Raw genomic sequence first — 22,514 nt, 5'->3', positions numbered from 1 at the left:
GTCAGCAGTGATTTGACTTACGACTATTATAATGTTAGGGAAAAAAGAACTTATTGGAGTAATTCCAACTTGAGTGAAACCCCAACGTTGGGTGATAAAAATTATGTGTTTTATGATCTGAGCATCAGTAGAGCATTATCCAAACACTTCGATTTTTATGCAGACTATAATTTTGCGTGGAGAAAATATAATGATACGGATAGAAATACTGACGAGTTAAGCTATTGGTCTAAGAATACCCGACATTTTATGTTGGCGATGCTTACTTGGCATCCTGTGGGCAGTTTCTTTGTAAGCGGCGGTGCTCTTTGGCTTGGTAATTCTGATAATAATAATGTCGGGCATATGGCAAATTATTCCTGGAGCCCTATGGGACGTTTGTTCTACAAGCCTTGGCGTATCGTAACTATCAGAAGTAATTTCCACATTTCAGCAATGTATCCTAATTTGGATCAATTAACTGCTACGGAATACCAAATAGATTCAAAGATGATTCATGGTGGAAATCCGCTGTTGAAATCTTCAAAATTGACTTATGTGGATGCGACCATGAGTATAGATAAACTGTTTGACATTCTTTTTATGACTTTTTACAATAAAGACATGAATGAATTGCCTTATTATTCATTGTTGCCAACAGGTATGGTAAAAGAAAGTTTTAAAAATGCAGATTGGCATCGAATGATGTTCAGATTGGCAGGAAATTACAAACTTTTCAAAGATTGTAATCTTGGAGTGAACCTTTCTTATATTCATGATGTCGCATCTGATGAGGATGGTATCAAACGCAAAGGTGATATTTGGATGATGTATATGCAAGCCAGGTATAAAATTAGCCCTTTAAAATTGAATGTGCAAGCATCTTACGATTTGAATTATACTACAACCCCTACTTTGCAAGGTAAGTATACGAAGCAGCTTGGATATGCTAAAATAGTATTGAATAGATTGTTTTCAAATGGTAAAATTGAGGGGACTCTGACTGCAACTATGCCAGCCACCATAGGAAAACGCAAGATTGGCTATGACTATCATTTGCCCTATTTTACAAATGTGACAAATTCTTCTAGAAATAGTACTTACGGTCCATACGTGGTATTGGGAGTTAAAATGTTCTTGCATGGCGGTAAGCAAGTGAGAATGAGACAAAATTCTTTCAATGTTGATGCAGAAAAATAATAAGGTAATGGATATTGATGCAAAATTAAAGGCAGTAGCCCTCAGCGATAATAAGTTGGGGCTACTGCAAGGCAAGTTGGGAGCGAGCATTTACTTCTTTGTGATGAGCAATCATGATGAAAAGAGTGAAATGTTTCAGACAGGAAAAGAGCTTTTTGTACAAGTCGCTACGAAAATCCCAACCCTCAAGAACATAGACTTAAGAATGGCTTGATGGGTATCTGGCTAGGCATCTCATACTTGGTTAGAAATGGTTATATAACCGATTCTTCGGGGAACCTACTGGCAGATATAGATGCGTATATATATAAAATGGTCGTAAAGGCCATGGATATGGACTTACAAGGGAAAGAGATAGCTCCGTTAATTGATGTCTTGGCTTTCGAGACTTTTAGGTATAAACTATTAAGCGATGGAGTGGAGAAAGACCTTTGTAGACGGTTTATCGTGAGTCTGTTTAATAGTATCTATATGAATAGACCTTTGGATTTTTATAGCGAGGCTATACCATTCAGAGTAAATGACCGATTAATTGTTTTTCTATTGACACTCGTGGAAATTCGAAAAATTTGGGAATAGGTACAGAGCGAATAGACCACATTTGTTTTCTTCAGCCAGTCCACCAATATTCTCATTACGTTCATTGCAGCCCGTAACGTCATTCATGGCGATATGACGCTGGGTATGATGATGTCTCTCACCTATATCATCGGTCAGCTTTCCGCTCCTATCAACGACTTCATCAGCTTCATCCAGTCTGTCCAGGATGCCAAAATCAGCCTGGAGCGACTGAATGAGATTCATTCACAGCCCGATGAGGATACTGACCTTGATGACAAGGTTACCGAACTGCCTGAGAACAGGACCATCCGTGTAGAGCACGTTACTTTCAGCTATGATGGGGCTGAGCGTAACTATGCCCTCAATGACGTCAGCCTGGAAATACCAGAACGTAAGGTGACGGCGATTGTGGGGGAGAGCGGCTGTGGCAAGACCACGCTTATCAAGCTCCTGCAGGGTTTTTATCAGCCTAACCATGGAAGCATCAAGGTGGGTAATTTGCCGCTGACTTCCATAAATCCTCATTTTTGGCGCCGCGTGACAGGATCTGTGATGCAGGAGAGTTTCATCTTCAGTGATACTTTTGCCCACAATATTGCCCTTGACAGCGATTCTCTGGATGAAACTCGACTTTATCAGGCGGCAAAGATGGCTAATATAGATGGTTTTATCCGCACGTTGCCTCTGGGTTATCATACGAAAATAGGTATGGAGGGTAATGGTGTGAGTCAAGGTCAGCGTCAACGCTTACTTATAGCCCGTGCCATTTATAAGAATCCGGAGTATATCTTTTTCGATGAGGCAACCAATGCCCTTGATACAACCAATGAATCGGAAATAATGCACCATCTGTATGAATTTTACCATGGAAGAACCGTGGTTGTGGCAGCGCATCGCCTGAGCACCGTAAAGAATGCCGACCAGATATTGGTAATGCGGCATGGAGTAATAGTGGAGTGTGGAACTCATCAGGAGCTGCTGGCAAAGAAGGGTTATTATTACGAGTTGGTGAAGAATCAATTGTAGATGGTGTAAAAAGAAGGCTATTTAACTAATATATATAACTGAAAGATGAGGAACAAAAGTACTGATTTTATTCATTTTATCCATCGTATTGAATAAAATCAGTACTTTTTTATTCAATACAAATGATATATTGAATATTTTTGCCTCGGTTTAATCAATTCATCAGAAGCGAAATGAGAACAATTATCAATAACCAGAAAAAGGAACGGGATATTCTGCTTTCCCGTCCTTACCTTACACGTAATACCCAATATGATGTGGGAGAACTCAAATGCTCTAATTTGACTATTGTTACGATGAATGAGGAAAGAGTAATTGAGAAAGACACTTTTATGTTACCAAACGTTAAATATTGCCTATTCAAAGACATTTTCTACATAAAAATGCAAAAAGAACGAAAGTTTTGTGTATATTTGCGCCCACTTAAACGTAATTTAAAACCACGAAGGACAGACCTACATCTCTAAACGACTTGGTATGATCAGCCCTCACTGGTTCAAATTTTACCTATCTATAATATAACAATTTTGCAGTCCTAATAAAAAGGGGCTCTAAAAACTCTAAACTTTATGATATGAAGAACGAGAAGAAAAAACAGAAGGAGAATTTAAGGCTTCTCAGAAGCTATTCTCTGTGTGCGTGTATGTTCTTTTTGGGTGGAATCGCTTTTCCTATGCCTTCAAACGCATCTACTGCAACTGAACTGGCTACCCAGCAGAAAGGCAAGCAGATTTCGGGTACCATAACCGATAGCCATGGTGTGCCTGTGATTGGTGCAACCGTGCTCGAAGTGGGTACAACCAATGCTGCCATCACCGATCTGGACGGTCATTTCACTCTGAATGCACGTCCGGGTGTAAAACTCAAGATTTCCTATATCGGTTTCAAAGACATCTTCGTAACCGTAGGCTCTACCAATGAGTACAACATCGAACTGAAGGAAGATACCGAAGCTATCGAAGAAATCGTAGTTGTAGGTTATGGTACTCAGAAGAAAGTAAACCTCACAGGTGCCATTGCCACCATTTCATCAGATAAGCTGGTCAACCGTACCAGCGCCAACGTAACCAACATGCTGGCTGGTCAGATGCCGGGTGTTACCGTTATCCAGAACAGCGGTCAGCCGGGTGCTGACAGCGGTCTGCTGCGTGTACGTGGTCTCGGAACCATGGGTAACGCCAGTGCAATGGTTGTCATCGACGGTGTGGAATCTACCATGAGCAGCGTGGATCCTAACGATATCGAGAACATCTCTATCCTGAAGGATGCTGCGGCTTCTGCCATCTATGGTGTGCGTGCGGCAAACGGTGTGATTCTGATTACCACCAAGAAGGGTTCACGTGGCAGAGCCATCGTTTCCTACGACGGATACGTAGGTTGGCAGAGTGCAACCCGAATGCCTAAGTTCCTCGATTCTTACGACTATGCAACCCTGATGAACGAAGCATACAGAAACGACGGATTGAACGAGCCTTACAGTCAGGATGCCCTGAAGAAATTCAAGGATGGTTCTGACCCGGATCATTATGCCAACTCCGACTGGTTGGGTACCTTGCTGAGCGAGAACGGCCTCTTCCACAACCATCACCTGAGCATCAAGGGCGGTAGCGACAAGATTACCTACTCTCTGGCTATCAACTACCACGACAAGGACGGTTTGATAGAGAATACCAACTACAACAAGTTCAATGTACGTGCCAACCTGGAGGCTTACATCAACAAGCGCCTGAAGGTTACTACCAACATGGCAGTATATCGCAGCGTAATGACTGCTCCAGCAGAAGGCATCGACAACCTGATGCACTACGCATTCCGCGAGACTCCGGTTACTCCTATCCAGTTCAAGAACGGCAACTACGCCCTGTTCAAGAACGAGCATAACTCTGTAGCTTCTGCCCGAAACGGCGGAACCAGCAAGCAGATCAACAACAACTTCCAGGGTAGCCTGGGAATGGATCTCGACATCATCGACGGCTTGAAGTTGCGTGGTATTGCTGCCACCACATTCAACCTGCTGGATAATCCTACCCATTTATATACCCAGAGTTTCTACACAGCAGATTCTGATACTCCTGTCAAGACAACCCAGAACCAGCTGACAGAGTATGACGCCAAGAAGGTGGAACTGAACCTCCAGGCATACCTGGACTACAACAAGACCTTCGGCAAGCATACCGTAGGCGCATTGCTGGGTTACTCTCAGATTTACAACCAGATGCGCTATCTGCAGGCATCACGAAAGAACCTGCCTAACTCAAATACACTCGACCAGATCAATGCCGGTGAAGTGACTACTCAGACCACTTACGGTACAGAGACAGAATACTCTCTGCGTTCCGTATTCGGCCGTCTGAACTATTCATACGATGACCGTTACCTGTTCGAGGCAAACCTTCGCTATGACGGAACTTCCCGTTTCCCAAAGAACAAGCGCTTCGGTGCCTTCCCATCATTCTCTGTAGGATGGAGAATCTCAGAGGAATCCTGGTTTAATGTTTCTTGGGTAGATAACCTGAAACTCCGCGGTTCATGGGGTCTCCTGGGTAACCAGGACACAGTTAGTTCTAACTATCCTTACCAGACCACCTACGAGTATGGTTACGACTACAGCTTCGGCAACACCCTGTATCCAGGTATTTCCATCGCCAGCACTATGGCTAACCGAGACCTGACCTGGGAGAAGACCAGCCAGTATGACATCGGTATCGATGCTACCTTCCTGGGCAACAAGCTGACCTTCGGCTTCGACTATTTCCATAAAGAAACCCGCGACATCCTCCTGAAGCTTCCTATCCCTTATACCTTGGGTGTAGGTGCTCCTATGCAGAATGCCGGAAAGGTTCGCAACTCCGGTTTCGAGGTGCAGGTAGGTCATAACAACCGTATCGGCGACTGGACCTACAATGTAGGCGCTAACTTCAGCCGTGTATCTACCAAGATTCTCGACCTGAAGGGTGGTGACACTCCAGGACAGTCGGTAGGCGACCCATTGTGGGCTTACTATGGCTACGTATGCGATGGCATCTTCAAGGATGAAGCTGACGTAAAGGCTCATGTTCCTCAGGCTACAGGTACTCCAAAGCCAGGTGATTTGAAGTATTGCGACCTGGATGGTTCCGGCACAGTAGATAGCCGCGACCGTAAGGTATTGGGTTCTTACTTCCCTAAGATCAACTTCGGTCTGAACTTCTCTGTTCAGTACAAGGACTTCGATATGAGTGCCTTACTCCAGGGTGCAGCTGACGTAAAGGGTATGCCAGTGGCAGAAATCAGATATGCATTCTACAATGGCGGTAAGGTGAACGAGATTCACATGGACCGCTGGACCGAGAGCAATCCTAATCCGAATGCCTCTTACCCACGCTTGTCTATGAAGGATTCTCAGAACCGAGTAACTTCCAGCTTCTGGGTACAGGATGCATCTTATGCCAAGTTGAGAAACCTGCAGGTGGGTTATACCCTTCCTAAGCAGCTGACATCTAAATATGGCATTAGCCGATTGAGAATATACAGTAGTATCGACAACCTGTTTACCATCACCAGCTTCGACGGCGTAGATCCAGAGGCAGTATCAGGTAACTACTATCCTCTTACAAGAAATTATTCATTCGGAGTTAATGTAACCTTTTAAAAACGAGTAGATTATGAAATTGAAATATCATTTTTTGAGTGGACTGATCCTTGCCTGCGGTCTGGGATTGAGTTCTTGCAACGATAGCTTCCTGGAGAGAAACCCAAAAGACCAGCTGTCTGACGTATCTTTCTGGAAGACTGCAGATGATGCAACCAAATATGCAACAGGTATCTACCTCTATCTGATAGAGCCTGAGAACCATACGATTATGACCGACTGCTATACCGACAATGCCATCCCAGTGCATGTGGGTGCCGAGCAGGGTGTGTTGTCTGCGGGTACAGCCGTATCCAGCAACCCTCACTTCCTGCAGCTCTGGCAGGCAGCTTATGAAACCATCCGCCGCTGCCAGATTTTCTACGAGCACATCGGAGAAGTTTCCATGAACGAGAAGGCAAAGGCACAGCTTACTGCCGAGGTGCAGTTCCTTGAGGCTTTCGCTTACCACAACCTGTGGAAGTATATGGGTGGCGTGCCTATCCTGGATCATCCGCTGCAGTTGAACGAGCCTCTTCCAGCCCGCAGTTCTGCAGATGAGACCTACGATTACGTGGTGAAGCTGCTGGATAAGGCGGCTCCTAATCTGCCAGAAATCCGTACTGCAGCCGACCATGGTAAGGCTAGTGCCGGTGCTTGCTACGCCCTGAAGGCCCGTATGGCTTTCTACAACCACAAGTACGATGTGGCTGAAGCTGCAGCTGAGCAGGTGATGCAGACCGGCAAGTTTGGTCTGTACCCTAACTACGGCGACCTGTTCCAGCCTGTAGCAGAAACCTGCAACGAGATTCTCTTCGACCGCGAGTATGTCGAGAATCCTAAGAATGGCAACGAGGGTAGCGTAATCGGCCTGTTCTTCTCACCAGTTGACTTTGGTGGTTGGGAGGCTTTGTCTCCTACACAGGATATGGTGGATGCTTATCCATGTACCGATGGTAAGTCTATCGCAGAGTCTCCACTCTACAACCCAGCCAAGCCATTCGAGAACCGCGATCCACGATTGGCTTACTCTATTTTCTGGCCAGGAACCACCTGCGGTCCGATGACCTTTAATAATAAGTATATGGGTGACGGTAGCCATACCCGTACCGGATACAGCATGCGCAAGTACATCAATCCAGACAACTATGGAATCCAGAATTACGACTGGACCAACTTCATCTACATCCGCTATGCTGAGGTGCTGCTCACTTATGCCGAGGCTCGCAATGAGAACCTTTCAGCTCCGGATGCCAAGGTTTATGATGCAGTGAACCAGATTCGCAAGCGTGTGAACCTTCCTGGTTTGGAAGAGGGTCTCAGCAAGGATCAGATGCGCGATGCCATCCGCCTGGAGCGCCGTCTGGAATTGGCATTCGAGGGAATCCATCTCTTCGACACCCGCAGCTACAGAACTACGGAGAAGGATGTTACCAAGCCTGTATATGGCATCGATCCTGACGGAAAGAAGATTCTGATAGAGACTCGCAAGTTCAATCCTAACCGCGATTACCTCTGGGCTATTCCTCTGAAGGAAATCGACTTGTCACAGGGTGTCTTGAAGCAGAATCCTGAATGGGATTAATTTTTAGTTATTAAATAAGAAGCCTTCTATCATCGATTGCAACGGCAAACTGACGATAGAAGGCTTTATTCTTACCTCGTTTCTACAAACCGATATTTCACTTTTGCCATCGGATAGTTATCGTTCAGTCGCAGAATGATGCGATAGATGTTATCCTTCCACTGTGTCTTCATGATGCCATCCGTCATCTGCACCTTTTCTACGGATGCCGAAAGATACTGCGCATCATATTCCAGACGAACCATACCGCCCTGAAGGAGGATTCTGCCAGCCTTCTGAACCACTGGCTTGCCATACGCCATCAGGATAATCTGGTTATCGAAGACCTGACCGTTCAATCTATCTTTCTCTATCTGCAGGGAATCGAGCTTGTACTGTTCGGTTACTTCTACCCAGTTATATTCTCTGTCCAGGGCGATATTACGCTGCCATTTCTCCACATGCGCTCCTTCGGTATAAGCCTTTTCGAGATTCAACGACAAGGAAGAAACACCATCGGCAAAGCGATGGCTCACTTTCTCGGCACGATATTTCCTGCCATCCTTCTGCTCCAAGCCATTGATGATGGGAACATTGTGATAAGCCGAGCGGCAGTTCATCAGTTCAAAACGCTGGTTGCTGAATGATTTCGAGGTATAGGTATCACGACCCAGGTCGATGACCACCGGCTGATTGTTGTGATAAACGATGAAGTTACCGATGTCGTTATGGTTATGGCTCTCGGCATTGTTACCGCCTTTCGCCGCCACAAACCAGTTCTTGTTGCTCGCCACCATAATCTGGGAATTTACCAGATAAGCATCTTCCGTCTTTGGCTCCACAGCAGCTGTAGCCTGATACTTCGGCAACATGGAGAGGAGCATCAGTTCCCTACCCAGTTTCGGATAGTTGCCCGATTTCAGGAAGAGCGTAGAAGGCTTGAGGGTATATTGGTATTTCTTGCCCACATAAGCTGCCAACTGCATCATCTGCAGGTTCTGGAGATAGGCTCCATAAGGAAAGAGGATGTTGATGTTCGGAACATTCTGAGCCTGGGCATCCGAGAAATTCACGAAGGTAAGATCGTCGATATACATCGTAGTGATGAACCTACCCATATTCTCCACCTTTTTCTTCTGAGCATCAGTCAATGTCAGAACCGCCTGCTTAGGGGCAAACTGCATGAAATAGAGCGATTCGAAGAACGAAGCTCCGGCACAGTCCCAATAGCTGACGCCTTCCTCGCAACCGCCATCATCGGGATAACCCTTCAGAAAGGTTCGCAGACATTGCTGCACTCCCTTGAAGGCCGCATCTCGCTGCTTGGCATCCTGCTCGCAGATGAGCACAGTCTGTAACCAGTTGCTCGTAATCCAGGTATTCCAGTTGTTGGCATTGTTCTTCCACCCCTGCGGCTGATTCAATACCGGCTTTAGGAATCGGCGATCTATCTCGCTTCTCACCTGATCACAGAGTCCCTTTTCCTTCCTGTTGATTTCATCTTCCAGCATATAGAGAGTCCAGGCAAGCATGCCTGCCGTCTCTGCATTGAAGAGATCCACAGGCTGGATATCCTTTTCAGGATGGTCTTTCGGATAATGCGCCGGGATTCCCCACCAGGATTCCTTCTCTATAAAATAATGTAAGCCCTTGCGGATGGAAGGCAGGAACCGTCCCCTGCCCTGCATAATCTCAGCCATCACCAGACAGACAAACTGTTTTCTGATACCAAAGCTAGCCTCCTCGTATCGGGTACGGTTACCATTGGTTCGGAACTCGGCAAAAGTTTCGGCAGGAATGGCATTCCAAGGTTTCTTCTGATAGAGATTGCCCAACCGGATATAGTCGTTGCGCATCGCCACCGGCACCTGCTTCTGCCAATACTTGTCACCAGCCTTCGGGAAAGGCACAAAAAAAGCCTGGGCTTTCATCAACACGGATGAAAGCACCAAGCCTATTATCATTATCAATTTCTTAGTCATATCGTTTACTTTTTGCGTACAAAGTTACGAAATAATAACAAGACCGAAGTCTAGAAAAAGATAATCTTAGAGAAAATATCGCTGTAAAGCGGTATTTTACGAGAGAGAGTTTCACTTTTTCCTCAGTTTATACCTCCAGAACTTACTACTTCCTTAAAGAATTGGCAGTCAGTTCCAGAAGGCTCTGCAGATAATCATCGTCTGTATCCTTCTTCATCTTATTCAGCGAAGAGGCGCAGAATTTCTTCTCGTCAGCATTCAGCAACTTGCCGTATCCCTTACAAAGCTTGACTATTTTGTTGGCAATGCCCGTCTGGAGGGTACGCCGAGTCACCTGATTTCCAAAATAAGGGTATTGGTCTCTGGCATTCTTAAAGGCAGCACGGAGCGTATTGAGTTGCATCATAAACTCTGCTGCATCCTTTGGCGGAGTCATCTCCAAGTCATAACTGCGAGCCAGATTCCTGTTATACTTGATGCTGCCTAGGGAAACAAGAGAATCCAAACCTTGAACAGCATTCATCTTATAAGATAATGACACCTTATAAGCTTGCGGATCCTTGGAGTAGAACTTATATACACTGCCCTTTACCGAACGATCCATTCCCTGATACCATACCAAGGCATAAACATATCGCATGGTAGAATCCTTGCTGTCGCGGAAATACTGCAGGTTATAGTTGCGGTCCTTGTGAGTACCAAACTCGTAAGTCATGGAATTATCATTGCCATACCCCACCCGATTCGTTTCAAGACTGAGAGAGCCCGCTTTCTTGGTAAAACTGATATAAGCGAGGCGACTATTGCTCAATAAAGCCTTTTGAAAGGTATCCACCATTTTCTGCTTTCTCTCAGGAATAGCGAACTCAAATCCCTTCATCATACCTATATTGTAGGTATTCATCGTGGAAGACGTAACGAGGTCGTCTTGCGACAAATCCTGTACGAATTTATCAAAAGCCTGGTCGATGTTCGGTATAGGCTTCTGGGCATGGCAAGCCGAAGAGAGCATCATCAGGCAAGCCACAAATGCTAATTTAAAAGTTGTTTTCATATTCTTCTTCTTTTTAATTGTTTCTTATTAATAAACCTCTTGGTCACCACTCACATAGTCCTCATCATGCACATTCTCCTCGCTTTCGAACGAGGCACTGGCAATTTCGGCATTGAGCGACTGGGTCTGAAGAGCATCGACGAGATAGAGTTTGAAGAACATTTCGTTCTGCTGTGCCTCCATCTCCCTGAGATGCGCATCGGCAAGCATTTCCGGCTCAGCCAACAGAGAATCGGTAGCAATATTCTGAGCTATCCAAAGCTTTGGAGGAGCAGGAGCAAACAGATGCTGACGATATTTCCCTGGCTTGTGCTTCCTTGTCTTGGGAAATACGGAATCACCCGACTTTTTTATCTTTTCAGGCATAGAAAGATTGGCATCTGTCGATTTCTCCTCGTGGACAACAGCAGAATCAACATCCTCCTGAGTCGTTCTGCCATCGAGTTGAGCCATCTTCGAATCGTCCCGATGCCCTGTCTGTTGACCTATCCGAGGAATGGCAATCACAAAGAGCAGGGCGATGGATGCAGCCATACCTATCGGCAACCATAGGCGACGCATTCGTGCCTTAGTCTTCGGATGAGCATCTTCTACATGATTCTCTGCCTCATAGTCGAGAGGCATCCCCTCATCGAAATATCCAAACATCAGCTGATATTCCTTCAAGTCATCGCTCACATCGGGATGCAGCCGAAACCACTCCCCTAGCAGAGCCTCCTCTTCCAGAGAAGTCTCACCAGCCATAAACCGGTCGAGCAACAGTCGTATGTCCTTTTCTTTTTCGTTCATATCCAGTTTCCTCCTTTATTGATTATACCTATTTATATATAAGGGCTATCTACATCTTTTTCTGATTTCCTGCAACATCTGCTTTCTTGCCCTCGAAAGCAAGACAGATACAGATTCAGGGGTGATGCCCACGATTTGCGCTATTTCCTCAGAGCTTTTCTTCTCTACCTGTCGCAGATAAAGCACCTGATATTGGTTGGAGGGCAGCGCCTTGAGGCGTTTTTGCAGCCACAGCTCATTCTCCGAGTTTTCCACTTCCACATCGGGCGGCGCATAGTGGCTAGGCGACTTATCGAAAGGCTGGGCATCTATCGAAATCATCTTCCGCTTGCGAAAGAAGTCGATGCAAAGATGCTTGGCGATGCAACCCATCGAACCTTTGGCATGAGCAACAGACTGAATATCATCCTTGATGGCCCAGAGTTTGAGCATCGCATCCTGTGCGATATCCTCAGCCTCATCGCAGCCAACACCATAACCTTGACTGATCTGCAAGGTTATCTGCCGCAACTGCGGAACGATATGGATGAATTCATTCTCTGTCATTTGCTCTCTTTTGTTTTATTTGTTCAAAACTACAACATAAACGGAAAAGAAGTGTTTTTCTTAATGGGATTAACCTATATTAACAAGAAAGCCTGGCTATGACGGTTGCCAGGCTTTCTTATTTTATAAAACTGCTTATTACTTATCCAATACATTCAAGTTCTGATAGAACCAGACATTCATCTGGTTGGCACCACGATGATTCCAGGCATAGTAAGGAATCAGAGTGAGTTTCTGGTTCTTGACAGAAACGGTGCAATCAGCAGCCTGGTCGAGCACCTGAGAAGAGGTCTGGATAGCCTTTACTGAGAAGGCTGGAGCGCCCTTAGTCTCTGTGTTCTCGATGCTGTAGTTATCTACCAGCGAGAATGCAGGCTTCTTGGCCATAACGGCACGGAGCACTGGCTCGTTCTGATTATCCACAGCCTCAGCGCAATAAACCAATGGTCCACGCTCTACGGCAACCTTACCCTTATCATCTGCAACCTTGCCATTAGCAACCACTGTACGAACCGGCATATCGAAGTGGATGCGGATGACATCGCCCTTCTTGATGTTCTTGACAGGGAGATAACCCTTGTTGGCATCGAGGTCAGCCTCTACAGCCTTGCCATTAACGGTTACGCTATAAGCAGGCTTCTCGGCATCGCTATACTTGTAAAGATCGCTAGGCACCACCTGATTGCGAACCCATCCAGGAATACGAACCAGGAGGTTGGCATTCTTTACACCGCTCTTCTTCACAGCAATTTTGATATCGCCGTTCCAAGGATACTCGGTAGTCTCCTCCAGAACTACATCCTTGCCATTCACCTTGATGGTAGATGTATTGCCGGCAAAGAGATTCACATAGATATTGTTGTCCTTCACGCCATAGAGATAACCTGGGACAGAAGGGATGAAGCGGCACAAGTTACTCGGGCAGCAGGCACATCCAAACCAAGGCTGGCGGGTGGTGTTGCCATCGGCATTAAACTTATACTTGCCATCGCTTGACAATGGGTTAGGATAGAAGAATCTGCCACCATCCATGCTCATACCCGAGATGACACCATTATATAAGGTACGCTCCATGCAGTCGATATACTTGCTCTCTCCGTGAAGCAGGAACATGCGTTCGAAGAGGTAAACCATAGAAATGGCTGCACAGGTCTCGTTGTAGGCAGTCATGTTTGGCAACTCATAGTTATCACCAAATGCCTCACCGGCATGGCGGGCACCTACTCCACCTGTAAGATAGTATTTCTTGCCAACGATGTTTTCAAAAATGCGGTCGATCACCTTCATATAGGCAGAATCCTTGGTCAGGGCAGCCACATCGGCAATACCGGCATACATATAGCCGGCACGCACCGCATGACCTACCGCCTCTTTCTGCTCCAGAATAGGAGCCTGGCTCTGAGAATATGGGTTGCGGATATGAGTCTTGCCACGATAATCGAGCAGATACTTAGCCTCATCCAGATACTTCTTCTCACCGGTCAAAGTATAGAGACGAGCCAACGCCATCTCGGCAATCTGATGACCTGGAACGATGGTAGCCTGTCCTGGATTAGGTCCAACCTCCTTTACCACACAATCGGCATAGCGCTTGGCGATGTTCAGGAACTTGGTGCTACCCGTAGCCTGATAATGGGCGCAGGCTGCATCTACCATGTGACCGAGGTTGTAAAGCTCGTGGCTCAAATCCTCATCCTTGACCCATCGCTTATTTCCCGACCACTGATGTGGATGCTTCGGGTTGATGGTACGGGCTGTATAGAGATAGCCATCTGACTCCTGTGCTGCAGCTACTACATCGAGCACGCTGTCAATATAAGCCTTCAACTTCTTGTCAGGATAAGTCTGGAGGATGTAGCTGGCACCCTCGATGGTCTTATAAACATCGGTATCATCGAAAGAGAAGCCCATGAACTTGCTTACATCCCACTCTTTGGTCTCCAAGCCCGGATGGTTAGGATGCTGCAAAGTATAGGCAGCCATCTCGAAATTCTTGTAACGGTGCTCGCTCTCGCACTTGCTGAAAGCCAATGGCACGGTTACCTCTCGGGCAGCCTTCAGTCGGGCACCCCAGAAGGTGTTCTGTGAAATCTTCACACTGGTGAATGGTACTTGAGTGAATGGATAGCCATTGCCCAATGTCTTCTGCTTCTGCGCCATCGTAGGCATAACCACGGCGGCAGAGAGAAGTACTGCAGAAATAAATCTCTTCATATTGATAGGTTTAAAATTTATTATTGTTACTTTGATTTGCGGTGCAAAGATACAAAAAGATTCCGAATATAGTGTAAAACAAACAATAAAAGATAGGTACTTATCGTTCAAAAACCATTTAGCACTGATAAAAACAGAGTCATTTCGTTCAAATGACCACCTTTTTGGGAACAAAATTAGCAAAAATACACTTTACTTCCCATTTTTCAGAATATTATTGTATCTTTGCACGCATAAAAAACAAAGAATCACATAGAACAATGGAAAAAGCAAAACAGATTCCTTACCGTGCCATCGCACTCGACCTGGATGGCACCCTGACCAACCACGACAAGGTGGTCACCCCCAAAACCCGCGAAGCTCTCCTCAAGGCTGCCAGCGAGGGAGCCGTCATCATCCTTGCATCCGGTCGCCCTACCTACGGCATCGAGCCGGTGGCTGAATGCCTGGAACTGCAGAAGCGAGGGGGCTACATTCTTTCCTATAATGGTGGAAATATCGTGAACGCCCAGACCGGCGAGAAACTCTTCACCCAGTTTCTGCCAGATGAGGTAATCCCTATATTATATAGGTACGCGAGAGAGAAGAACCATGCCCTGCTGGGCTATGCCGGCAATGAAATCATCACCGAAATGCCAGACGATCAGTATGTGAAGGAGGAGTCGCGCATCAACAAGATGAACATCCGCAAGGTAGAGAATCTGCTCAATGCCCTGGAACCTCATCCTACCAAGCTCCTCATGACAGGCGACCCATCGGATATGCTCAAGGCTGAACAGGAACTGCTGGATATGGTGGGCGACAAGATGGATGTCTTCCGCTCTGCCCCATTCTTCCTCGAACTGGTGCCTAAGGGAATCGACAAGGCGCAGTCGCTGAGAAAACTCCTGGCGAAGATCAATCTTACCCCTGCCGATATGATTGCCTTCGGCGACGGCTACAACGACCTGAGCATGCTGAAACTTGCCGGCATGGGAGTAGTCATGGCGAATGCCGCCCCGGAAGTAAGAGCCGATGCCGACTACATCACCCTCTCGAATGAGGAAGATGGCGTAGCTGCGGCACTGGAGCACTTCGGCATGTAGCAGGCCATCGCCCCCACATACATACTCCAACCACTAAGGAAACTTGAGGGGAATAACAAAAATTAAATTGAAATATTTTGTGTTTTCTTCCTTTTAGAGTACCTTTGCAGTCAAAAATCACTCAGGAACTATCATCCTGACGGATAACAGAATTAAAGCATATCAACGATTATGTTACAACTTGACGATTTCTACAAGGCCCGCTTCGTGCTGAGCCACGTGATTAGAAAAACTGAGCTGGTTCACACACCGAGAATCAACCCAGATAGTGATGTTTATCTGAAACCGGAATGCCTCCAGAAGACGGGGTCGTTCAAGATTCGAGGTGCATACTATAAGATTTCCCAACTCTCTCAGGAAGAGAAAGAGAAGGGTGTGATTGCCTGTTCGGCAGGCAACCACGCACAGGGTGTGGCTCTCGGCGCTACCGCCATGGGAGTGAAGAGCCTCATCTGTCTGCCCGAGGGTGCCCCTATCTCCAAGGTAGAGGCAACCAAGCGTCTGGGTGCAGAGGTCTGCCTGGTTCCGGGCGTCTATGATGACGCTTACCAGAAGGCGTTGCAGCTGAAGGATGAGCACGGCTATACCTTCGTGCATCCTTTCGATGACGAGAAGGTGATTGCCGGCCAGGGAACCATCGGACTGGAAATCCTCGACCAGCTGCCTGATGTAGAAGCTGTGGTAGTACCGGTAGGCGGCGGCGGACTGATTTCGGGAGTCGCTTTCGCCATCAAGTCGCTCAATCCTAACGTCAAGGTCTATGGAGTCCAGGCAGAGGGAGCAGCCAGCATGGTTCAGAGCCTCCACGACCACAAGCAGGAGAAGCTGCCATCTGTGGCAACCGTAGCCGACGGCATCGCCGTGAAGGAACCGGGAAAGATTACCTTCGAAACCTGCTCCAACTATGTGGATGAAATCGTCACCGTAAGCGAGGACGAGATCTGCGCAGCCATCCTGAAGCTCCTTGAGAGCGAGAAGATGGTGGCAGAAGGTGCCGGAGCAGCCAGTGTGGCTGCCGTGATGTACAACAAGGTACCGGTGAAGGGCAAGAAGACCATCTGCGTGGTAAGCGGCGGTAACATCGATGTTACCATCCTGAACCGCGTCATCAACCGTGGATTGGTAAAGAGCGGACGTCTCTGCACCATCGAGATGGAGCTGGACGACAAGCCGGGCGAGCTGGTAGAGGTAGCCTCCGTCATTGCAAACCTGGGCGGCAACATCACGGGAGTTCATCACGACCGTTCTGCCAACCGCAACAAGGTGAATGCCTGCGTGCTCCGACTCACGATGGAGACCCGCGACTCCGCACACGTCAAGGAGATCAAGGGTGCCCTGGAGCAGAAGGGCTTCCATCTCTGGATCATATAATGTTAAATTGTAAATTATTAATTATAAAACATCAATTATCATGAACGCAATTCATACAGACAATGCGCCTGCAGCTATCGGTCCATATAGCCAGGCGATCGAAGTAAACGGTTTCGTATTTGCATCAGGTCAGATTCCTATCGACCCTGCAACAGGCAACTTCGTAGAGGGTGGCATCAAGGAGCAGACTCGTCAGAGCCTCACCAATGCCCAGAACATCCTGAAGGCAGCCGGCACCGATCTTTCTCATGTGGTTAAGACTACCGTTTATCTGAACAGCATGGACGATTTCGCTGCCATGAACGAGGTTTATGCCGAGTTCTTCAGCCAGCCATATCCAGCTCGCTCAGCCGTAGCCGTAGAGAAGTTGCCTAAGGGCGCACTCGTAGAGGTTGAGGTTTTGGCAGCTAAGTAATTCCTGCATTCCAGGAATCACAGGTCCGAAAACAACAAGGAAAAATATTTTTGATGGAATCCTGCATTACATTCAAGAATCTAAGCATTGGCTATCGTCCGAAGCATCAGCTCCGGGTGATAGCCTCTGCTGTTTCTGCCTCCCTGCATCCGGGCGAGCTCACCTGCCTCATCGGCGCCAACGGAGTGGGCAAATCCACCCTGCTCAGAACCCTTTGCGGTTTCCAGCCAGCCCTGGATGGCGAAATCCTCCTTCAGAATCGGCCCCTTTCCACTTATCCGGCGCAGCAGCTAGCCCGTCAGATTGGCGTGGTTCTCACCTCCCGCATCGATGTTCCCCAGCTGTCTGTCAAGGAGATTGTAGGCATCGGCAGGTCTCCCTACACCAATTTCTGGGGCACCCTTACTCCGGCAGATCAGCAGATAGTAGATGAAGCCATCCATCAGGTCGGCATCCCCCACCTCGCTCAGCGCAACATCTCCGAGCTGAGCGATGGCGAGCGCCAGAAGACGATGATAGCCAAGGCGCTTGCCCAGCAGACCCGCATCATCATTCTCGACGAGCCTACCGCCTTCCTCGATTTCCCCAGCAAGGTAGAAACCCTTCAGATGCTCCGCCGCCTGGCACACGAGCAGCACAAGGCAATCCTGCTCTCCACTCACGATGTAGAGCTGGCGCTGCAGCTCTCCGACAATCTCTGGTTGATGGAGCAGAACCGTCTCTCCGTCGGCACTCCGAAATCGCTTGCCACCGATGGTTCCCTCTCGAGATTCATCAATCGCGACGGCATCCGGTTCAACCCGGAAAGAATGAGGATTGAAATAGAAAATGCAGCGCACTGCAAATTTTCCTAGTTTTAGATATTTTTTTGCAGCGCACTGCATTTTTTAAATGATAGTAATCCAGATACCTTCTCCCTGATTCTCCGCCGCCTGGATGCGATTCATCAGACGATGGAGCCAGATGTGGGAGTTCATCACCATCAGCCAACAGATAAAGTCGGCCAATGGTATAAGTCTCCTTCTTTGCGATTCTTTCTACAACAATTTCCATATATAATAAATTTTTTCGTTCACAATTTTAACTAAACTTTCGTAAGTAAGCCCCACACGCCCTGAACCAACGGTCACCGGCCGAAGGGAAAGGTAAAGGGCAGAAACTCCTAGTCCAGGGCATCGCCCTGGGTTATTGTAGACGCAACCCTGTCGCCCTGTAAGGGAAAAAGCTTTTTTAAAAAACAGCAAGCTTCAAAGAACCAGGCAATTACAAAGCTTTTGCCCTTTCAGGGCGCATTGCCGACTGCCTGTGTACCCAGGGCGTTGCCCTGGGCTAGGAGCTTCTGCCCTTTACCTTTCCCTTCGGCCGGTGACCGTTGGTTCAGGGCGTACTGCTAGAGCTTTTGGCCTTCCATTAACTCCTGAACTTGCGAAACTGGATTAAAATAATAAATGTATCAACCTTGTCAAAGACCGATGGGCTGATACGCTGCGCCACTTACAACATGGCAGGAAACCTATCCCAGCAACCTGGCGATAGAAAACGCAAAAGCCCCAGACCTCAGAACCGGTATCGTTCTGAAATCTGGGGCAAATGTACGGCGATATTTTGAATTTTACCTGCTGCCCGACTGGTGCCATAGCAGCAGGTAGCACCAGAAAAAATCGTAAAAACTACGATAAAAAACCTCTATCAGCCAAAAATCGGCTTGATTTTCTCTCCAAAGGCCTGAATCTTCAACGTACTTTCAGCCTTGTCTCTACCAGTCTTCAGCAAATGACTGTCGAGATGTCAGAAACCACCCATAATCTTCCAGACACGGGTAATACCCAGCTTGAAAGCTATCTGGTATGCCAAATATCCCTTCTTCGTCCAAGAAAGATGATCAGGCTGATAGTTCTCATCCAACACTCCCGCATCCTGCATTTTGGAAATGGTTAGGACAACAGTCGCCGAATGTTTATAAATGCGCGAAAAAATCTATAAAATAAATCCACATGGATTCTTTAACAGAACTTTTGCCCAAGTTCTAACTATTTTTTGTACTTTTGCAACGTGTGCCTATTGCGCATATTTCAAGCTTTATAAATTGCATATTTCAAACTATATAAATAAGGAGGGAAACGATGTTATACCATTTCTTGGAGACACAGTTTTTGGTAAGTCTGCTGCGAAGAAACAGCTTCCGGACTTCTCCACCGGAACTATGGAGTAAAAAAGTGAGAAATCCGGCATATATCTACAGTAAACAGCGATTCATTTCATTCACACGGAATAGGAATCCGCTGGAAGGATACCCCGTCCTGATGCTGAGCGGCATGAATCATGCTGCCTTCGGCAGCATTTTCTGCAGAGTGACGCTAGATCGCCATACACTCAAGAACCATTCGAATTTCAAGTCTAAGAATGGGAAGCAGCATCAGTTCAAGGTGGCTCCCATCGATTATTCGTACAATGAGTTTAGGTATGAAAGCTCCAGCATCAAGGAAGATTATGAAGTAGATGCCCAGAATGGGAAGGAGTGGATGATGAAATCGGATTCCTACTTTGAGAATATGTATGGAGAGATAGATGGGGAATCTTCGGAAGATTGTGTAGGAATTCTTTCGGATATGTATTCTCATGCCTATTCCCAGGCGGAAGAAAGGCTGACCACTGATGTTGTATTTATTCCGAATGCCAACAGATATATCAGATGCGTGGATATCTACGTCAGGGAGAACATGCAGCGGTTATCAGCCAACCTGGGAGTCCCATTTTATCTGCATCAGATCAGTGATGATGACTGGAGGGGGATTGTCCAGATACGGAAGTACTGTCAAAAGCTGAATATTCCCCTGCACTTCTATGATTCGCTGGATTATTTCAAGGGGCAGAGGCAAGCGTTCGAAATCCCGTATTCCCAAATCGCAGATACTCACAAAATGTATAAGAACAAGCTAAACGGACAGCAGAAGAATATATAAACGATAAATTACATCACGAATAAATATGTTACAGAACAATCATCATAATTTGGCGGAATATCTTTCCGACTTTTATCGCTATCTGACAATGCAGGATGGCGTGAATGCTCATTCCCGCACCAATTACATCTCCTGGCTAAAGTTTCTGGATTCCCAGGGATATGCTCTGGAGCAGCTCAATAGCCAGGATGACATCATGGATATACTAGCTAATGAAAAACTTCTGCAAAAGGATAGAGAAAAATATACAAAGGACAAGGATCTCAGCAATTTCAAGGCTGCACTGAACAGATTCCTGCAATTCAGAAAATCTGACTATGCCCACCAGCAGGAGGAAACCGTATTGGCGGAAATCAATCAGGTTCGGAATAATTATACATTAACAGAAACGGAGCGTGAGGCGATAGTGAAATCCAGAATCGGACAGGGGTATTTCAGAGATCAGCTTGTAAACTATTGGCACGGCTGCTCTATCTCTGCATTCCAGCATTATGATTTGTTGATAGCTTCGCATATCAAGCCTTGGAAGGATGCAGATAATCAGGAGCGTATTGATATGTACAACGGCTTGCTGCTTCTGCCTAATTATGACAAGTTATTTGATAGGGGTTACATCTCTTTCAAGGATGATGGCAGCATCATTTATTCAAGATATCTTGATGCTTCCGACCGCCGACTGCTGGGAATGGATAATCAGGTGCATCTTTTGAAGACGGAAGATCGTCATCACCGTTTTTTAGAGTATCACCGTGAACATTGCCTGATGCTATAACCGTCTCCATCGAAGGAGGCAGAACCTCGCAAGCAAGCACCACGCCGCCTGAGCCAATAGTTATTGGAGATAAAAGCTTTTGCCCTTACAGGGCGCAAGGGTGTATTTCGTTAATACCCAGGGCGTTGCCCTGGGCTAGGAGCTTCTGGGCCTTCAGCCCGTACTTGATCCACATACAAAAGTTCAGATATTATTTCAAAAAAAGTTCAATCAGCCCACTGCCTACAACTTCATTAGTTCAGCCTTTCTTTGTTTTTCCGGTAATGCCGAAATGTCTAGCAAGCGCTTGCCAAACTGATGGAGTACAGGATTATCCATCCCTTCTGTAAGATCAAGAATATCAACAGACAGATGGAAACACAATTCACTAAATTTTCTGAAGTTTTCATGGCGTTTCTGAAAATCAGCCTTCAACATCGGGAATGTAGCGACATCTTTTTTAAAATTCTCCACTCTTCGTTTTTCATACAAAAAATTGTCATCAGACTTGTTGCCAGGATAATTATCCAGACGCTGATCATATAACAGCTCTGCCAAATTCAACAGCTGCTCGGTATACAGCATGTCAAAGGATACAAAGGTATGATGCAATATATACGGATCGTAATCGGCAATTTCAGAGAAGGAACAACCATTGGGAAATATCGTAAAGCTCTCCATGCCGAGCTTTGGATGCTCCACTATCTTAAAAAACGATTCAACAAACTGAGAGCGTATAAAATGCTTCACTATATCCATCATCTGTAATGAAGAATCATGAAGGTATCGCTCGTTGTAACGCTGAAAAAAATGATGAGTGAAAAACTGCACATGAATCCATGGCAATACCGTATGTGAATATACAGCCATATTGAGCTCACCCTTATATAGGAAAACACAGCAAACATTAATAAAAGGACCATTTTCCCGTGTTTCCTTCTTATTCCTGCTTAATGGTGTAAGCAGCATCTTGTTGTGTCTGGGAGATGTCCACTCCATGGTCTTGAACAAGAGCTTGCCATTAGGTCGGTTCATAACCTCTTTCATATACTTCTTAACGGGCAGGTGGATTTGGTATCTGACTACGTTCTTATAATCCTCTTCCAATTCCTTTGCAATATCTGCATAGCTCATTGTATCTGTTATCATACTAATTTATTAAGTGATTCATATTCCATAAGTTCTCACTAAAGCGGAGGGCAGCCTAGCCATGACAGCGAAGACCAAAGAGTTCGTCTGCAAAGATAAGCTTTTTCTACGATATATGCAAATCTTTGAGCGTTTTTACGAGAGGCATCCTTGCAGTTTTATTTACATCGAAAGAAGCCACACGGAGATTATCTGTTGATACAGACACGAACCTAGGATTTGGCTCGGTTTGACTCAATTACTCAGTTACTCAAT

At 46.4% G+C, this 22,514-nt stretch carries 17 protein-coding genes and 1 pseudogene; 11 read left to right on the top strand and 7 right to left on the bottom strand.

Annotation, left to right across the window (positions count from 1 at the left end):
* The 5 genes and pseudogenes from DXD25_RS14510 to DXD25_RS14480 all read left to right on the top strand — a co-directional run.
* Positions 1 to 1,179, top strand: a 1,179-nt coding sequence (locus DXD25_RS14510) for an outer membrane beta-barrel protein (RefSeq protein ID WP_147327933.1), incomplete at its 5' end; no start/stop codon positions are given.
* Positions 1,180 to 1,186: 7 nt separating this feature from the next.
* Entirely contained in the window at positions 1,187 to 1,393 is a 207-nt protein-coding gene (locus tag DXD25_RS14505; RefSeq protein ID WP_147327932.1) for a hypothetical protein, read from the top strand.
* A 389-nt stretch (positions 1,394 to 1,782) separates the two neighbouring features.
* Positions 1,783 to 2,766: pseudogene (locus DXD25_RS14495) on the top strand (peptidase domain-containing ABC transporter); the annotation flags it as partial.
* A gap of 643 nt (positions 2,767 to 3,409) precedes the next feature.
* Positions 3,410 to 6,397: a SusC/RagA family TonB-linked outer membrane protein gene (locus DXD25_RS14485; protein ID WP_370453429.1), complete on the top strand. Its 2,988-nt coding sequence runs from the start codon at positions 3,410 to 3,412 to the stop codon at positions 6,395 to 6,397.
* 13 nt (positions 6,398 to 6,410) lie between these two features.
* Entirely contained in the window at positions 6,411 to 7,961 is a 1,551-nt protein-coding gene (locus DXD25_RS14480; RefSeq protein ID WP_117664123.1) for a RagB/SusD family nutrient uptake outer membrane protein, read from the top strand.
* A 71-nt stretch (positions 7,962 to 8,032) separates the two neighbouring features.
* On the opposite strand, the gene DXD25_RS14475 is transcribed toward DXD25_RS14480, so the two are convergent.
* The 5 genes from DXD25_RS14475 to DXD25_RS14455 all read right to left on the bottom strand — a co-directional run bounded on the left by DXD25_RS14475 (position 8,033) and on the right by DXD25_RS14455 (position 14,525).
* A complete protein-coding gene (locus DXD25_RS14475) occupies positions 8,033 to 9,922 on the bottom strand; it encodes a heparinase II/III family protein (protein WP_117664122.1) in 1,890 nt (629 codons plus the stop codon).
* A 145-nt stretch (positions 9,923 to 10,067) separates the two neighbouring features.
* Positions 10,068 to 10,976 carry a hypothetical protein gene (locus DXD25_RS14470; protein WP_147327931.1) on the bottom strand — a complete coding sequence of 303 codons (909 nt, stop codon included), beginning with the start codon at positions 10,974 to 10,976 and terminating at the stop codon, positions 10,068 to 10,070.
* 27 nt (positions 10,977 to 11,003) lie between these two features.
* Positions 11,004 to 11,765 (bottom strand): hypothetical protein, encoded by a 762-nt coding sequence (locus DXD25_RS14465; RefSeq protein WP_147327930.1) that lies wholly within the window; start codon positions 11,763 to 11,765, stop codon positions 11,004 to 11,006.
* A 45-nt stretch (positions 11,766 to 11,810) separates the two neighbouring features.
* Positions 11,811 to 12,311 (bottom strand): RNA polymerase sigma factor, encoded by a 501-nt coding sequence (locus DXD25_RS14460; RefSeq protein ID WP_117664119.1) that lies wholly within the window; start codon positions 12,309 to 12,311, stop codon positions 11,811 to 11,813.
* Positions 12,312 to 12,449: 138 nt separating this feature from the next.
* Positions 12,450 to 14,525 (bottom strand): glycoside hydrolase family 127 protein, encoded by a 2,076-nt coding sequence (locus DXD25_RS14455; RefSeq protein ID WP_117664118.1) that lies wholly within the window; start codon positions 14,523 to 14,525, stop codon positions 12,450 to 12,452.
* 260 nt (positions 14,526 to 14,785) lie between these two features.
* Between DXD25_RS14455 and DXD25_RS14445 the strand changes: the two genes are divergently transcribed.
* The 4 genes from DXD25_RS14445 to DXD25_RS14430 all read left to right on the top strand — a co-directional run bounded on the left by DXD25_RS14445 (position 14,786) and on the right by DXD25_RS14430 (position 18,250).
* Complete coding sequence (locus tag DXD25_RS14445) at positions 14,786 to 15,610, top strand: Cof-type HAD-IIB family hydrolase (protein ID WP_370453428.1); 825 nt, start codon at positions 14,786 to 14,788, stop codon at positions 15,608 to 15,610.
* A gap of 171 nt (positions 15,611 to 15,781) precedes the next feature.
* Positions 15,782 to 16,981: a threonine ammonia-lyase gene (ilvA, locus tag DXD25_RS14440; protein ID WP_117664116.1), complete on the top strand. Its 1,200-nt coding sequence runs from the start codon at positions 15,782 to 15,784 to the stop codon at positions 16,979 to 16,981.
* 40 nt (positions 16,982 to 17,021) lie between these two features.
* Positions 17,022 to 17,396, top strand: coding sequence for a RidA family protein (locus DXD25_RS14435; RefSeq protein ID WP_006848032.1), 375 nt, complete (start codon positions 17,022 to 17,024; stop codon positions 17,394 to 17,396).
* Positions 17,397 to 17,449: 53 nt separating this feature from the next.
* Complete coding sequence (locus DXD25_RS14430) at positions 17,450 to 18,250, top strand: ABC transporter ATP-binding protein (RefSeq protein WP_117664115.1); 801 nt, start codon at positions 17,450 to 17,452, stop codon at positions 18,248 to 18,250.
* A gap of 934 nt (positions 18,251 to 19,184) precedes the next feature.
* Here the strand turns inward: DXD25_RS14430 and DXD25_RS17480 are convergent.
* On the bottom strand, positions 19,185 to 19,319 hold the full coding sequence (locus DXD25_RS17480) for a hypothetical protein (protein ID WP_255415701.1): 135 nt from the start codon (positions 19,317 to 19,319) through the stop codon (positions 19,185 to 19,187).
* A 293-nt stretch (positions 19,320 to 19,612) separates the two neighbouring features.
* Here DXD25_RS17480 and DXD25_RS14415 point away from each other — a divergent pair, with 293 nt between their 5' ends.
* A complete protein-coding gene (locus tag DXD25_RS14415; RefSeq protein ID WP_218419279.1) occupies positions 19,613 to 20,359 on the top strand; it encodes a hypothetical protein in 747 nt (248 codons plus the stop codon).
* A gap of 25 nt (positions 20,360 to 20,384) precedes the next feature.
* The gene (locus DXD25_RS14410; RefSeq protein ID WP_117664111.1) at positions 20,385 to 21,131 is read left to right on the top strand and encodes an HNH endonuclease; all 747 of its coding nucleotides are present in this window, start codon (positions 20,385 to 20,387) and stop codon (positions 21,129 to 21,131) included.
* 222 nt (positions 21,132 to 21,353) lie between these two features.
* Here the strand turns inward: DXD25_RS14410 and DXD25_RS14405 are convergent, their stop codons facing one another.
* Positions 21,354 to 22,259: a hypothetical protein gene (locus tag DXD25_RS14405; protein ID WP_117664110.1), complete on the bottom strand. Its 906-nt coding sequence runs from the start codon at positions 22,257 to 22,259 to the stop codon at positions 21,354 to 21,356.
* Between the last annotated feature and the right edge of the window lie 255 nt (positions 22,260 to 22,514).

It is taken from the genome of Prevotella sp. TF12-30 (genome assembly GCF_003436715.1).
In the GTDB taxonomy this organism is placed as follows: Bacteria; Bacteroidota; Bacteroidia; order Bacteroidales; family Bacteroidaceae; genus Prevotella; species Prevotella copri_A.
The sequence above is the reverse complement of the archived record's forward strand: the minus strand, read 5'-3'. Positions and strand labels throughout refer to the sequence as shown.